The following is a 13,704-nucleotide window of genomic DNA, read 5'->3' on the forward strand; positions in this document are numbered from 1 at the left end:
TCTTAAAAGAATGGTGTTTGATCTAGCGTGTAGATTTGTTTTGGTTTCTTTTCGTTTAATGCCTCTGGATTGTTGTACCTAAGATGCATAATGTATTGTTTTAAAAAATGATTAGGCGTGATTTTCCAAAAGTCTTCCATGCTATAACCAAGCAACGTATTACTGACATAAAAATAAAAATCCCAATCCAATTCGGACTGAGATTCTTCATTTTTATTCAGTATGTTCTTTACTTTTTTTCTTGTTTTAACTTCTCCATATCAGAGTGTTGGAAGTTTTGCCCTTGGAAAATTTCGAATACCACTTCGAAAATAGCAGGTACATCATAAAGTGGAATGGCATTTTTAATTTCAGTCGGTGTACACTCTGTTCCACCGCTGCGTACCATTGCATAAATCAACGAGCGCATCAGTTTTGCTTCGTTTTCCCCTAAACTGAATTCTCCTTTTGCCAACATAGCATTCATGTCTTTTTCAAACTCATGATACGGCTTCCCATAAGATTCTTCCACATGAGGGAATGATTCAAATGTAAAAATAACAGGAAGCTCAACTCCCTGTATTTTAATTTTATTTAAATTTATTTCAACGTTAACTAAATCACTTAAACGTGCCATATTATCACTCCTAGTTCTTAATTATTAAGGTGTAACTGTTCCGAGTGACGTCAATTGAGACTCATCACAAATAACTTGTTTTAAGAAGTCCTCTACTTTAATACCTTTAGCATCTGCGGAACCAGTATCTAATTCAGTTTGTGTAACATCGTTGTATAGTAATGGATCAGCTGTAATTGTGTATGCAATGTCATCCACAGTCATTTCTTCATTCTGTGTTTTCCAAGATTCTTCTACAGGTGCTACTGTACATTTCGGGTACCAACGAACAAGCTTGGTTCCATCATTTAAAGGGAATACAACCCCTACTGCAAACTTCGGATATTCTTTTGCTTTTGCTGTTTCAAAAGAAACACCTTTTTTACGTTCTTTGGCAAAGATTTTATCTTTTACTTCACGGTTTAGACCAGCAAGGTTAAACGCTAATCCAAACGCTGTATTTTTTACGATATTAATAATCTTTTTATTAGACGCCCATTTTGTAAAGTTTGTAGATGTAGTTGAAATCGTTAAATCTGAAATATTTGTTTGTTTATAAATGTCCTCTTCATAAGTAGGAAGTGAATCAGTGGATTCATCTCCTTCCATCATGCATAGATATAAATCTTCCACACCTACACTATATTGAATCTCCTTATTTACAGTTGGCATATTTATCTTCCTCACATTCTATCTAATATTTTTTGTGCCATAATATCGGCGATTTTGTCGCCTTCTGCATCAAAAGTGTTTTGAGAAAAATGAAGACCTTTTACACGACCTTTTCCATTTGCTTTTTTATGGCCATGTTCAGCTAGGTACCAATACCATGCTGCATCCTCAAATTCCACAGATACACGATCATTCTTTACAACAACTTTTAAGCTATTTTTCAAATGTGTTTGTTTATTCTTATTCGACATTTTGATACGCTTTTTTAATTCTGCGGCAAAATACTTTGCTGCTTCGTCCAATACATCTAGTTCGACCTTTTTATTTACTCGTAATAACGTATTAATATCTTCCAAAGCATCAGCAAAACCATTATTATTTGATGCCATTACTGGATACACCTCACATACGTTATAAACTGCGTTATGGTGTCATCGTTCTCGTCATAACCCATTCCATCAAATTGAGAATAAGAAATACCTGCATCGTTAAAAACAGTCTTTAATGGTTCATAATCTTTTTCCGTACCATCTGTAATAACAGAAATCTGATAAAGAGGCATACTTTTTAAGACCCTATTAGAAGCTCGTTTATGTTGTTCGTTCACAAACTCATACACAATATAAGGATAATCTGTATTAGTAGGAGCACTATCACGAGAAACTGGAATACCAGATTTCTTCATAAGAGTTCGTAACTGATCAAAGCTAATTTGCATAGGACAGTGACACCTCCATCATCCGGTCATCTTCACGTACATAAATACGCTCAATATCGTAAATACGACCACCAACTTTTACACGATAATCCTTTTGGTTATTTTCAATATCCCGATCAATACGAACTTCAATTTTTTTTACAATTTCATTCGTATCTTTCGTTGTAAATCTGTCAGTAGCCGTAACTCCAATGTTGTTATAACGAATTTTACGTTCAAATGGATACCCCATAACAACACGGTCTGTTTCTGGATCAATGGACTCGCCTAATTTGAGTAGATCTCCCAGCCATTTAAGTTTATTTGTCTGTCTCTTCGGCATCGTATACCTCCTGGATAAAGAAAGGTGTCATTGCATCAAGTGCCTGACCTAATTCTTTTTCTGCTACACGATATTCATAAAAAATACCTGCACACATAATAACCAGGTATTCTACTTCTCTTCCACATGATTTCTTTACATATCTTTGACCTTGTTCAATGTAAAAAGAGAGCATGGTTTCATCCATACCCTCTTCCCAATGAATATGAGATTTTAATTTCTCAATTAATTCATCCATATTAAGCTCCAGTAGAAGCTTTTACTTCAAAACGATAAACAGCTGGCTCAAATGGTGAATAAATTAATTGACCATCTAATAAGTTATAGATTTGGAATCCAACTTTGTTTGTACCAGCAAATTTTTCAATTAGTTTTTGTAATTCCATTGCACCAATAACATCTTGAATATGGAACGCTGAAAAATCACCAAAATATAAAACTGGAACATCTGGTTTTCCTTTTACATCAGCTGCATCAGTAAATTCCACAGGATAGCCAACAAGCGTATTACCAATACCGCCCTCTGCTTGTGTCATTGGACGTAGTAATGGGAATCCATCAGCAGTTTTCATTTTTTCAATTGCTGTTAATGCTGAGCGGTTAATAATAAATCGCCCTTTTTTCATTACTTCTGTAACTGGTGTGTTTTTAAATTCAATTAAAGCATCATACATTTTTTGACCTGCATCAGTTGCCTTTAAATCTACAGGTACAGAAGGTGTAAATGCTACTGCTTTCTTCGCTAATGCACCAGGGTTTTCGTTTCCAACATCATCACCATTAAACATGAAATTAATTTCTTTACGTACATATGCTTTTTTAAGTTCATCAACCACAATTTGCTCAATTGGAGCACCTGTCATTTTTAATAACTTTTTAGTTACAGTAGCAAGTGCATCAAATTCAGCTGGATCAAGTAAAACTTCATCAAATTCAATATCTGTTGCTACGATTTCATCACTATCTCCACGTTCTTTTTTACGTACATTCGCATTTGCTTTCTTAACAAGTACTGGATACTTCACATCACCAGCGGTCTTTACACGAGTACCATATTTACGTAATAAGTTCTCTTCTTGAGCATACGTAATAATTTCACTTGCAATAACTTCTGGAATTGTTACTGAACCATTACCTGCTTCAATACCAAGTGAACGGGCTTCAGCTTCACTAATTCGACCAACTACAAAGTTAGCAAATGCCGAACGAATTTCTTTCCCTTTGTTTTTAGTAGTTTTATGGCCTCGAGTAGAAAGACCTGTTGCAATAGCTGTCATTGCTGCATTTCGTTGCTCTGGAGTTAGACCAGTACGTTGTTCACCTTCTCCTCGGTTACCAGAACGACCTTCGCCTGAACCTTCATCACCAGTTTCAGCTTCGTCACCCTCACCAGTTCCTTCACCATCGCCTTCGTCGCCAGCTCCTTCATCATCAAGGTTTGCTAAAGAATCAGCAACATCTTGTAATTCTTTATTAATCTCATCAATTTGTTCTTGAATAGCTGTTAAATCTTCAGCACGTAATTCAGGATTTTCAACTTGTGTACGTAATTCTGTAAGTTTTTCTTTATTTCGTTTCTGTAAAGCTAATAATAATTGCTTGTTCATTTATTTTTCCCCCAATAGTTGATTTATTTGTTTCATAATTTTCATTCGTTGTTCTACTTCTTTACCAATCTCTTTGCTACGAACTAAAGATACTTCTGTATCATCATAAGCTGGTATAGAAACTACTGATATTTCATAAAGTTCAACTTCATTAATCGTTCTTAATGCTGGTTCAACATTGTAATCCCATGTTTCTTCGGTTATCCAAAAACCAAAAGAACATTGGTTAATGTCACCTCTGTCCATACTCTCGACTAGATCACGACCGGTAGAGGTATTAGGTAATTCAATTTCGAACTTTAAACCTCTTTCATCCTCTTCTAATCGCAAAGTACCACTTTTTGTTCTACCAAGAACGTTGTCCCAATTATGATTAAATAACGCTCTAATATCGGCATTTTCAGATAGCGAACGAGCAAATGCCCCTGGTTCAATAACTTCATCAAACCATCCACCAATAGATGTTTTTGAATTAAACACAGCTGCATAACCGGTTATCATAGAAGGCTTTTCTTCTGTAGAATCCCTAGTATTGAGTTTGGTAATGTCAAATGTCCGTGTTTCCTTTGTCTTTGCCATTTCCATCACCTCCCTTCAATGAATCATCTGTTGCGTTTTTCTTGCCTATTTCAGTCAAATCATTTGAAATGTAAATAGCTTTTGATTCAGGTGTATTTTGTTTAGGGAAGCCAAGCATATCCGCAACATTATCCGGTGAAGTAATACCAGTACGAACAATGTTGTAACCGATATTTGTTTTTGTACTATAAGTAACAAAATCAAGAATATTAATTTTGAATTTAATACGCTTGCCCGAATTTTTGTCAAAAAAAAGAAGACTCAAATGGTCTTCAAAATTTTTCATTATTGGTCTAACTGCTTTGTTATGCAAATACATCATCGCTTTTTCAAGGTCTTCTTTGATTAAGGCTGTGTATGTGTCCACATTGATTCCGAGGAACTTACCTAAATCCTTTTTATATACATTTAGATATGCCAGGGTCTTTTCATCGTCTAGTGGGCTTTTGAGCGTTTCTATCTCATACCCTTTACCAAGAGGAATCATTTTCACGGACCTTGATTCATCAATTGATTCCAGTTGATCTAAAATAGCTTTAATTAACATAGATTGTGCACCATTCTTAGGATTAATATGTGCATCCATCTTCAACATAAAAGCTAACAACCCACCTTTTTTATATTTATCCGTTAAAGTTTTCTCAGCTGACATAACACCTTCAAGCGTATCCTTTCCTAAATCAAGAATACCTTTTCCTTTTAAGTGATCTGCACCAATGTTTTTCACATGACGAATCATAAATGATGAAATTTCTTCTCCACCAACTTTAAAATGCTCTATCAATCTATCATCTAATTCCGTATAAACATTTGATGCTAAATGTAATTGATCACCATCCAAGACCGGGAAAGTTTCACCCTGGAGCAAATAGATATTAGTCATTAACTTGATGAATTCCGATTGTGTAAGATAGTTATTTGGATTCTTCAATACTTTAAGAGCAAAATCATCTTTAATTTCTTTACCTTCTTTATCTTCCACAACTATCTCAGCTAACATCATTTGATTACTTATATCTTGTAGCAACTCATAGACATCGCTAGATTCTAAAATATTATCACTGCTTACATATCTACCACCATAACGAATACTATTACCCAAAATGTCATCAAACAAACCACGCTTCTCTAACTTTCGATACAAATAATTTGAAAACCGATCTCGTAAACCCAATTTCTCACCGCCTTTCTATCTATAAATTTCACCAATCAATTCATCCATGCCCTCTTCACTCACATCATCCATTATCATCATGGTTTCTTTATGAGCAACTAAAAAAGCAACAAATCCATCAATCTTCTTTTTGGACTGTCGCTTACTTGGGGCTTTCATTCCGTTAATATTTGTTACTACTACAACATTAAGAGCGCAATAAACAAATAAAGGATTGTCGGTAATTAAACGTTTTTCATAAATTAGTATCTCTGAATCATCAAGCATTGCGTTCATAACGTTTGGATACTGATTTACTGCAATACATTCTAAACCGAGATTTTCAAGCTTCTCTATTAACTTTTGAGACATCGCTGGATCATAGTTTATTTGTTGCACATCGTATAAATCCATGCATTCAACGATATATTCCATAACTTGATCTTGGTCAATCATCTTCCCATCACAAAACGTAGCAAAACCACGTTCAACCATATCAGTATATGGAACATTATCCTCTTTTTCTTTAAAATCAATGTTTTCATTAGGAAGGAAATACATCTGTTTCACTTTTATAATTGACTTTCCTTCGTCATCATGTGAAGGAAAGTTTAAACTTACACATGTTAAATCTGTTGTTTTAGATAAGTCTAATCCTAAATAACAAGTTTCACCTGTAAGATCACCCAAATATTCCACAAGAATATGCTGTACTTGATCGTGCTCAAAATAATTATCCGCACCATTTACGAAAACATTTAAGTGTTTGGAAAGGAACTCAGCTTTTGAATGTGCGGACTGTTTCGCCTTTTTGAACTCAATCTCAAGTTGTTCCATTGTAACGGAAACACCAATATTCGGGTTAACCATTTCCCAAACTTTACGATCTTCCCAATCATAATTTTTATTTGGTTCCCAAATTGCAACAAACAAAGAATCATCATCATCATTTTCAAGAACAAGTTTCGCATATTTATAAACACGCATACCTACAGATGAAGCGCCTTTACCAGCCGTTGAAATATTAAGCATCATTGGTTGTTCACGAGAAATCTGCGCTGACTTCAAGTTGTCATACATGTCCATATTTTCTTGTGCATGGAGCTCGTCATTCAAAACAAAATAAGGGTTCTTTCCTTCAAGACCCTTAGTATTTTTAGTTAACACTTTGAATTTATTTTGATACGCAATCCCATCAATACTATAACGATACATTGCACCACTGACTGTACCATTAACACCTTTATAAATTTGCGTGGGACTTGCCAAAGGCTCAGAGTTTTCTATCGCTTGTGCAATTGGTTCGGCTGCATTTTGTGCTTGTTCATAATCTGATGCTGCACAATAACAATCTGCTCCAAGTTCAAGCTCTCCATACATAGCATAGAGCAATGCACCTGCTGCGATAATTGTTTTTCCGTTCTTCTTTGGTACTTGAACATATGATTCACGAATAACACGGACTGTTTTTCCTTTTTCGTTTTTACGATACCAACCATACATATTTGCAAAAACAAACATTTCCCAAAGCTCTAATTCCATCAATTGACCTGCAAGTGGGCCTTTAACATGACGGATGAACGACTGAACAAAATCCAACATTTCATTTGCCCTATCTACATCAAACCAAACATCTTTACGTTTTTTCCACTTCTTATAACGCTCTACTGCAAGAATGATCGACTTCGGGTATTTCTTTTTATTACGCATGACGTTGTTCGCATACTTATCAGCATAGTTAACGCCTGATGTAATAATCATTTAGATTTCCGCCATTTATTCCGATGAGCTGCTAATTCATCTTTTGGTTCACTAGATTGATTATTCTCTACACTTTTAGGCGTTTTTTGTACACTTTTACCTTTATTCGTCATTCCTAGAGCATCTAGCATTTTATTCTTTTTATCATTCCATGTTTCAACTTGTTGAGCAAGTGGATGTTTCATTTCATTTGTCGCTCCAGCCTTATTCTTATGCGTTTTTGTAGCTGCAAAACCATCATCTTTCCATTCATCAAACATAGTTTTATAAATGATAAAAGCATCTAAATAATTTTCAATTAATGGTTCCAGTGAAGGTGTAAAATTCTCCTCATCAGTCAATAATTTTATGATTCTATTTCGTTCTTCATCCCTTGCTACATCTAGCATTTCCAACTTTTTCTTCTTTGACATTCGAGCCATTTTCACACCCCCCTTCATTTTAAAAAAATGGTGCAACTATTGATGTGCCCCCTACGCTACCTATCCTCCCCAGAGGACAAATTTTATTTTTTGATAGGGGGGCTTATCCAAAATAACTTGGAAAAACTGTTTTCGGTTTATCTTCATTTTCTTCTTTGATATGACATTTTGGACAAAGTAGCATTAAGTTGTTTATTTCTAATTTAAGTGTCTCATCTTGTTTAATTGGTATGATGTGGTGAACATGAGCACTTCGACCAAAGACGAACTTCTTACATCGTTGACAATATCCTTTCTCTCGTTCGTATACTTGAGACCTTACATACTTCCATGCATCAGTACGATAGAATGGTTTGTTCTCATGATGATAGATGTTCTTCTTATCCTTCTTCTTCCTTGGTGGTTTAGCTCGCTTATGTTCTTCACAATAACGTCCCTTGCTTATCTTGTTACGGCATCCATTGAAGTCACAGTATTTCATGATAGTAATTCAATGATGTCTTCTTTCTTTTTAACATCAGCTGGAATCTCAATACCTAACTCATCAGCATACTCACGTAACTCTTTCACAGTCTTGTTACTTAGTACTGGTACTTCACTAGCCACTGTTGTGTCGGAACCATTTGCCATATCTACACCAATGAGCATACTCTCAGGATTAATAGTTACTTCGAATCCTGGTTCTTCACCTGTAGGAACAAATAGACTCTTCTTCTTTTCATTATCCCAATACTCTGTACCTGATATTGTTTTTCTGATTTCAGTAATCATTTACATTCACTCTCCTTATCTAATGGAACTATTGTTGTATTATGAGTAACAGAATGAATACAACCCTTTCCTTCTACCAAAATTCTTTTCCCTGTAAACGATGTTCCGCAATCGTTACAAACAAGTTTAACTATTTCCTCACCATCACAAAAATCTTTAAATGTATCTACTTCTTCAACACGCCAACTAACTACTGAATATTCTTCTTTAGTAATTGCCGTTGTCTTCTGTTCCATTTCCTTTGTAATTACATATGTCTTCTCTAATACATCCAATGCCTCCATAACCTTATGAAGTTCTTCTAATGATTCAATACGTTTTTTGTATCGGCGCATGTCATTCACCACCTATGTAATTTTTATATAATAGAGATTAACAATTTGTCCTTGCTCTTATTAATCTAGGTTTACGGTTCAATACCTGCGATTTCATGATTCTATGTTTAATTGAGGTTTCATATATTTGCTGTGGCATTTCTATTTCTTTATATTCTAAATTAATCCACTGTGTATATCCTTCTGCTATTTCTTTCAACTGCTCCCAGAATTCTGATATCCACTGCTTTATTAATTCGCACGCTTCATGTAACTTATAGAAAGCTTCTATCAAAACTTCAATATCAATCTTCATCCCCTCACCTCTTATCTTTATCCAAAATAAAAAGCACCCGAATGGGTGCTATATCATACTTATTATTTTGTAATTCAAATACGGTAAATGAAGTTTTATTCTTCTCTCAGCTAACAACCACGACAGAAACTTTTGCCGGACTTATCAGGTCCCTCTCATTCCGTCTACCTAGGATGTTGTTAGCTCAAAGAAGAGCAAAAGCTCTCCTTAATAACGGTATCATTCAATCATTACCATCTGCTGGTTTCGGATTTTATGTGCCGTCATTACGAACCGTTTAGAATTTTAGAAACGACATAGTGAGTTGTGTTTTCCGCCACTTCTCACAATACAAATATATCATGTTAATTCCAAAACAACCGGCACATATACTGCCAAAAAACGGTCACGACTCTGCCACCTTTTTATCAATCGTTAAAACCAAGTAGTTCCCCCGATCCTTTTAATTCAACAAAATTATTGATTACTCTTTTGACCATTACATTTCCTTTTAGTGATTTCATATATTCAGCGGAGAAAGTAATACTTAAATGTTCATTAGCTAATGCTGCATCTTCAAAAAACTCGCTTTGTTCAGTTTCCTTAATCTCTAAACTCCAACTAACCGAACCTACCTTATGTACATATAAATAAGCACTATTAAATTGAATATCTTCATCTAATCCTTTTACCAACAAGTTATTCACAATATACGTCTTCATATCATCACCTCCTTATTATTTAATTCTAACAAATCGCTCTATTAGATTAATAGTATGACTTACCCATATCTTATATTGTGTGTAACTGACCCTGTCGCGAAATCCCTTGCTATCATTGAATTCATAATACTTTCTCTTTTGAGTTACACAGTACAAAAAATATGAGTAACTGTATAAATAAAAAAAGAAAAAAGCAATGATTAGATTTTAAACCTAGTCATTGCTTTATCCATTGCATCTTGGTTTACACCTATATAACGTAACGTGACCTTCTCTGACGAGTGATTGAATATCTCCATGAGTAATGCTATGTTTTTCGTTTGCATGTACATATGATACCCGTACGTTTTTCTTAAAGTATGTGTTCCTATTTCATCTAATCCAAACTCTGATGCGGCTATACTTAATATCTTATATGCCATGCTACGACCAATTGGACGATTCTTTCCTTGTCTACTTTGTAATAAATACTCATTGTCTTCTCTTTCTTCAATAAACCATTTAAGTTCTCTTTTCAGTGCTGCAGTAATTTGTATTCGTTTCTGTTTCCCTGTTTTCTTTTCCCTCATAGAGATATGACTGCCTTTGACATCCCCTACTTTCAATTTCAAAATATCAGAGATTCTGAGACCTGTATTAATGCCCATAATGAAGAGAATGTAATTACGTAAGCTCTTTTCCTTAAAATACTCTTTTAACTGCTGTATTTGTTCTGGATCACGTATCGGCTGAACAAAGTTCATTATGCATTACCTCCCGTTTCTTCCTTCTCGAAAACTTCTAGATTAAGAGCAAACGCAAGTTTATAAAACGCTTTAGACTTCCAACGTCGATAAGTACGCTCTGACATTCCAATTTCGTTATAAACCATGTAATCACATACATCCTCTTCTTCTAAATAACGTTTACAAATAATATCTCTTTGGATATTTCCTGCACGTGTGTTTCCTAATCGATTTAGAAATTGATCAATACGTACTGACATTCTTTCGAGCCACTCTTCTCTTTTGCTTTGTTGAATATTTGCCATAGCAACATCTTCTAGTGGCTTACCAACTGCATGTGTAGGTCCATGTTCTCTCATTTCATAAGAAGGAGTGACCTTCATTTCTTTACGCATCATCCCAAATTGTCTATAAATACGTACACTTTCCAACAGGCCTTCTAATTCCTCTTGTGTCGCTGCTCTATTAATTTCTGGTAAGAAAGATAATTGTTTAGTCATGTAAGACCACTCCTTTTTATTTTCAAATTACTTTTGTCTTAGTGCTCCACGTCTACGTTCATAACGCGGTCCACGAATCCCCATTAAATCTTCAATATCACGAGTACTTAATTTCTCTTTTCGGTTTTTCTTGTTTTTCTTTTTCGCTTGCTTTGATTGCTTTTTCCATTCACGTAATTGATCTTTTAATTCCTTCATTCCCCACATCCCCTTTCAAAAATAAAGAGGACACCATTTCTTAAAACAGCTCTATTACTGTTCTAAAAATTGGTGTCCTCTAGTTTTCTAGCCGGACTATATTCAGTTTCTTTTCACTTTAAAATACCAGCTTGTACAAAAATGTTTCTCCAGGCATTTTTAACTCTATTTTTTTCAAAGGATTTCGCACGTCGAGCAATAGCTTTTCTAGTTTTCTTTTTCTTTAATTTAGACATTTCTCTTAACCTCACTTTCTATTCAAAGGATTATTTTTCAAAAAAATGTTTTGCGAATCGTAACTGTTGCTCTATATATGGATCGTTTTCATTCCCACCGGTTGCAAGCCAATCGCCTACACGCTGATTAATATCTTGCAATACTACTAATGGTAATTTATTTGCAATCATATTTATTTGTTGTAAATATGTCATTCCTCATCCTCCTCAAGCCTCGTAACAGTTAAGTAGTTTCTTGCCTTTTTCCTTTTAGCCGCTCTTTTCTTATACGATGGAGTTGCATAGTATAGTACCGTTTTAGGAAGTACGCCCATATGTTGAGCGCATTCCTGTATCGTCCCAATACATACGAATGATTCACCTTTATAAACGACGTACTCCTTTAGGTTCACTGTTCATTCTCCTTTTCTAATAAAATAGCGTTTTTGTTTTAATTTCTTTCCGAACGTGGTGTGTATTTCGCAACAGCTTCAATTCTGCCAGGAGCGTAGTCTGTATCCGTACCACAATATGGACATACATTATCACTTTCGCCATCCAATTCTTGTAGACTAACTCTTCCACATTCACTATCTATACATTTCATTTCAAATAAAATCATTTTAGCCATTTCTCATCCCCCTTTTCGATTCAAATAACGATTTTGTCTTACTCCTCAACCAACTAAAACTGTGTTAAAATTAATCCATAATTTGTAAGGAGGTATTTAAAATGCTCTCACCATATACATGTGTATCTTGTGATCAACCTCTCATACAACACGATGAACATTCGTTTATTCATTACTGTATTAATCCAAATTGTGAAGAAGCAAAACTGCACTTATCTTTGTTGGAAGAGATGGGGGTGTGAACCCTATCTCTTTTTCTTTACAATAAGGATTTTATAAGTAAATTAGTCTTTCCAACTAAAATGGATGTAATGTTCATAATAAGATGAGTTTGTAAAGAATCCCTTCTTTTCTTCTTCTTTAAATTCAACCTTCACACCGTCCAGTAATTCTTGTAACTTTTCTATAAATATTTTCGAACACATCATATGCCGATTTGGATTATCATTATGGATTTTATATCTATGACCTGAATATCCGCTTGCGGCACTTTTAGTTATTACGATTTCCATTTCTTCCGCAAATTCCAATACCTTTTCATCGATGGCCTTTTCCTGAAGTTCTTTCAAATTCCCCACTAATGACATATTAATTCTCCCTTTCACCAAATAACTATTTTATTAAGATTTTAAATATCCGATTTCCCTTGCATATTCACGCATCTTTTTCATTCCTTCTTCTGACCATCCCCAATGAGTACAGTACAATCCGCCGTAACCGTTTAATCCGTTCGAATCATCATTTCCATAAATAAAGTGTGTAAAATCTTTTACCAATCCCCACATTGTGCCACCGCTTGAAAAGTGCATCTTTTGTATTTTTGTTTTATGGTCACTTCTTGTCATATTCATAGCAACATTCGTATAGTGATCAACAAACCGCAATGATTTACCATCATGAATAAAATAAGCAGGTTTATCTTTGTAATGAAGTAATCCTTTTCCATTGAATGTATTTTTATCATTATTTGCAATATATTTAATAAGTGAATTTACGATTTCAATACGTTTTTGCTTGTCCATCTCTCATTCCCCTTTTCGTATAATCTTTTTTATATAGTACATACTACCCGTAAGCCGACTTCCCACGGCGGTACTCTTTCAAATCGGAGTTTGTTCCTCCGTATCTTTTGGCACTCGGCAGGTAACTTAGTCAATTACCTGCCATTTTCTATTCAAATAACGCTTTGGTTGCAATTTAATATCTTTATTTCTGCCAGTCTGCTTTATAAATTTCGCCTGTTTTTACATTCTGTAAGCATCGACAAGTTTCAGCTTCAATAAGTCGGACCCCATAAGGCTCTAGCATCTCAGAGTTGAAATCATCATCTTCTTGTCCTGAGAAAATTAACTCTCCTGACTCTATCTCATAAACGTCAAATTCGTAATTCCAAGCATAGTGTATCGCTTCTACAATATTTTCTTTTGGAATGACGTAGAAACAACCTTCGTCCCAATCCCACATTTTAAATTTGTGATTATTACCCAAACGAACCATCTCCTTT

At 34.8% G+C, this 13,704-nt stretch carries 26 protein-coding genes; all 26 read right to left on the minus strand.

The window, feature by feature from the left end; all coding sequences use genetic code 11:
• Positions 1-229: 229 nt before the first annotated feature.
• Positions 230-616 (minus strand): hypothetical protein, encoded by a 387-nt coding sequence (locus ACP6L7_RS26270; RefSeq protein WP_430529497.1) that lies wholly within the window; start codon positions 614-616, stop codon positions 230-232.
• A gap of 24 nt (positions 617-640) precedes the next feature.
• Positions 641-1,267 carry a major tail protein gene (locus ACP6L7_RS26275; protein WP_430529498.1) on the minus strand — a complete coding sequence of 209 codons (627 nt, stop codon included), beginning with the start codon at positions 1,265-1,267 and terminating at the stop codon, positions 641-643.
• 11 nt (positions 1,268-1,278) lie between these two features.
• Positions 1,279-1,656 (minus strand): HK97 gp10 family phage protein, encoded by a 378-nt coding sequence (locus ACP6L7_RS26280; protein ID WP_430529499.1) that lies wholly within the window; start codon positions 1,654-1,656, stop codon positions 1,279-1,281.
• A complete protein-coding gene (locus ACP6L7_RS26285) occupies positions 1,656-1,985 on the minus strand; it encodes a hypothetical protein (protein ID WP_430529500.1) in 330 nt (109 codons plus the stop codon). The genes ACP6L7_RS26280 and ACP6L7_RS26285 overlap by 1 nt, the downstream gene beginning before the upstream one ends.
• The gene (locus tag ACP6L7_RS26290) at positions 1,975-2,307 is read right to left on the minus strand and encodes a hypothetical protein (protein ID WP_430529501.1); all 333 of its coding nucleotides are present in this window, start codon (positions 2,305-2,307) and stop codon (positions 1,975-1,977) included. The genes ACP6L7_RS26285 and ACP6L7_RS26290 overlap by 11 nt, the downstream gene beginning before the upstream one ends.
• On the minus strand, positions 2,285-2,545 hold the full coding sequence (locus tag ACP6L7_RS26295) for a head-tail connector protein (RefSeq protein WP_430529502.1): 261 nt from the start codon (positions 2,543-2,545) through the stop codon (positions 2,285-2,287). The genes ACP6L7_RS26290 and ACP6L7_RS26295 overlap by 23 nt, the downstream gene beginning before the upstream one ends.
• 1 nt (position 2,546) lies before the next feature.
• The gene (locus ACP6L7_RS26300; RefSeq protein WP_430529503.1) at positions 2,547-3,914 is read right to left on the minus strand and encodes a phage major capsid protein; all 1,368 of its coding nucleotides are present in this window, start codon (positions 3,912-3,914) and stop codon (positions 2,547-2,549) included.
• On the minus strand, positions 3,915-4,493 hold the full coding sequence (locus ACP6L7_RS26305; RefSeq protein WP_430529504.1) for an HK97 family phage prohead protease: 579 nt from the start codon (positions 4,491-4,493) through the stop codon (positions 3,915-3,917).
• A complete protein-coding gene (locus ACP6L7_RS26310) occupies positions 4,462-5,667 on the minus strand; it encodes a phage portal protein (RefSeq protein WP_430529505.1) in 1,206 nt (401 codons plus the stop codon). Before ACP6L7_RS26310 ends, ACP6L7_RS26305 begins: the two co-directional genes overlap by 32 nt.
• A gap of 15 nt (positions 5,668-5,682) precedes the next feature.
• A complete protein-coding gene (locus tag ACP6L7_RS26315) occupies positions 5,683-7,407 on the minus strand; it encodes a terminase large subunit (RefSeq protein ID WP_430529506.1) in 1,725 nt (574 codons plus the stop codon).
• A complete protein-coding gene (locus ACP6L7_RS26320) occupies positions 7,404-7,829 on the minus strand; it encodes a P27 family phage terminase small subunit (protein WP_430529507.1) in 426 nt (141 codons plus the stop codon). The genes ACP6L7_RS26315 and ACP6L7_RS26320 overlap by 4 nt, the downstream gene beginning before the upstream one ends.
• A gap of 103 nt (positions 7,830-7,932) precedes the next feature.
• A complete protein-coding gene (locus tag ACP6L7_RS26325; RefSeq protein ID WP_430529508.1) occupies positions 7,933-8,310 on the minus strand; it encodes an HNH endonuclease in 378 nt (125 codons plus the stop codon).
• A complete protein-coding gene (locus tag ACP6L7_RS26330; protein WP_430529509.1) occupies positions 8,307-8,600 on the minus strand; it encodes a Rho termination factor N-terminal domain-containing protein in 294 nt (97 codons plus the stop codon). The genes ACP6L7_RS26325 and ACP6L7_RS26330 overlap by 4 nt, the downstream gene beginning before the upstream one ends.
• A complete protein-coding gene (locus tag ACP6L7_RS26335; protein ID WP_430529510.1) occupies positions 8,597-8,935 on the minus strand; it encodes a hypothetical protein in 339 nt (112 codons plus the stop codon). The genes ACP6L7_RS26330 and ACP6L7_RS26335 overlap by 4 nt, the downstream gene beginning before the upstream one ends.
• Positions 8,936-8,972: 37 nt before the next feature.
• Positions 8,973-9,230, minus strand: a complete 258-nt coding sequence (locus tag ACP6L7_RS26340; RefSeq protein WP_430529511.1) for a hypothetical protein — start codon at positions 9,228-9,230, stop codon at positions 8,973-8,975.
• Positions 9,231-9,637: 407 nt separating this feature from the next.
• Positions 9,638-9,931: a hypothetical protein gene (locus tag ACP6L7_RS26345; protein WP_430529512.1), complete on the minus strand. Its 294-nt coding sequence runs from the start codon at positions 9,929-9,931 to the stop codon at positions 9,638-9,640.
• Between the two features lie 200 nt (positions 9,932-10,131).
• Positions 10,132-10,674, minus strand: a complete 543-nt coding sequence (locus ACP6L7_RS26350) for a site-specific integrase (RefSeq protein ID WP_430529513.1) — start codon at positions 10,672-10,674, stop codon at positions 10,132-10,134.
• Positions 10,674-11,156 carry an ArpU family phage packaging/lysis transcriptional regulator gene (locus ACP6L7_RS26355; RefSeq protein WP_430529514.1) on the minus strand — a complete coding sequence of 161 codons (483 nt, stop codon included), beginning with the start codon at positions 11,154-11,156 and terminating at the stop codon, positions 10,674-10,676. The genes ACP6L7_RS26350 and ACP6L7_RS26355 overlap by 1 nt, the downstream gene beginning before the upstream one ends.
• Before the next feature lie 27 nt (positions 11,157-11,183).
• Positions 11,184-11,354, minus strand: a complete 171-nt coding sequence (locus tag ACP6L7_RS26360; protein WP_430529515.1) for a hypothetical protein — start codon at positions 11,352-11,354, stop codon at positions 11,184-11,186.
• Between the two features lie 113 nt (positions 11,355-11,467).
• The gene (locus ACP6L7_RS26365; protein ID WP_430529516.1) at positions 11,468-11,590 is read right to left on the minus strand and encodes a DUF3983 domain-containing protein; all 123 of its coding nucleotides are present in this window, start codon (positions 11,588-11,590) and stop codon (positions 11,468-11,470) included.
• Between the two features lie 30 nt (positions 11,591-11,620).
• Positions 11,621-11,785: a DUF6877 family protein gene (locus ACP6L7_RS26370; RefSeq protein WP_430529517.1), complete on the minus strand. Its 165-nt coding sequence runs from the start codon at positions 11,783-11,785 to the stop codon at positions 11,621-11,623.
• On the minus strand, positions 11,782-11,982 hold the full coding sequence (locus ACP6L7_RS26375) for a hypothetical protein (protein WP_430529518.1): 201 nt from the start codon (positions 11,980-11,982) through the stop codon (positions 11,782-11,784). The genes ACP6L7_RS26370 and ACP6L7_RS26375 overlap by 4 nt, the downstream gene beginning before the upstream one ends.
• A gap of 38 nt (positions 11,983-12,020) precedes the next feature.
• A complete protein-coding gene (locus ACP6L7_RS26380; RefSeq protein ID WP_430529519.1) occupies positions 12,021-12,200 on the minus strand; it encodes a hypothetical protein in 180 nt (59 codons plus the stop codon).
• A gap of 284 nt (positions 12,201-12,484) precedes the next feature.
• Positions 12,485-12,787 carry a hypothetical protein gene (locus tag ACP6L7_RS26385; RefSeq protein WP_430529520.1) on the minus strand — a complete coding sequence of 101 codons (303 nt, stop codon included), beginning with the start codon at positions 12,785-12,787 and terminating at the stop codon, positions 12,485-12,487.
• A gap of 33 nt (positions 12,788-12,820) precedes the next feature.
• Entirely contained in the window at positions 12,821-13,222 is a 402-nt protein-coding gene (locus ACP6L7_RS26390; protein ID WP_430529521.1) for a hypothetical protein, read from the minus strand.
• A 184-nt stretch (positions 13,223-13,406) separates the two neighbouring features.
• Positions 13,407-13,697, minus strand: a complete 291-nt coding sequence (locus tag ACP6L7_RS26395) for a hypothetical protein (RefSeq protein WP_430529522.1) — start codon at positions 13,695-13,697, stop codon at positions 13,407-13,409.
• Positions 13,698-13,704 lie beyond the last annotated feature (7 nt).

It is taken from the genome of Bacillus silvicola (assembly GCF_050524305.1).
GTDB classification, from domain to species: domain Bacteria; phylum Bacillota; class Bacilli; order Bacillales; family Bacillaceae_G; genus Bacillus_A; species Bacillus_A cereus_AT.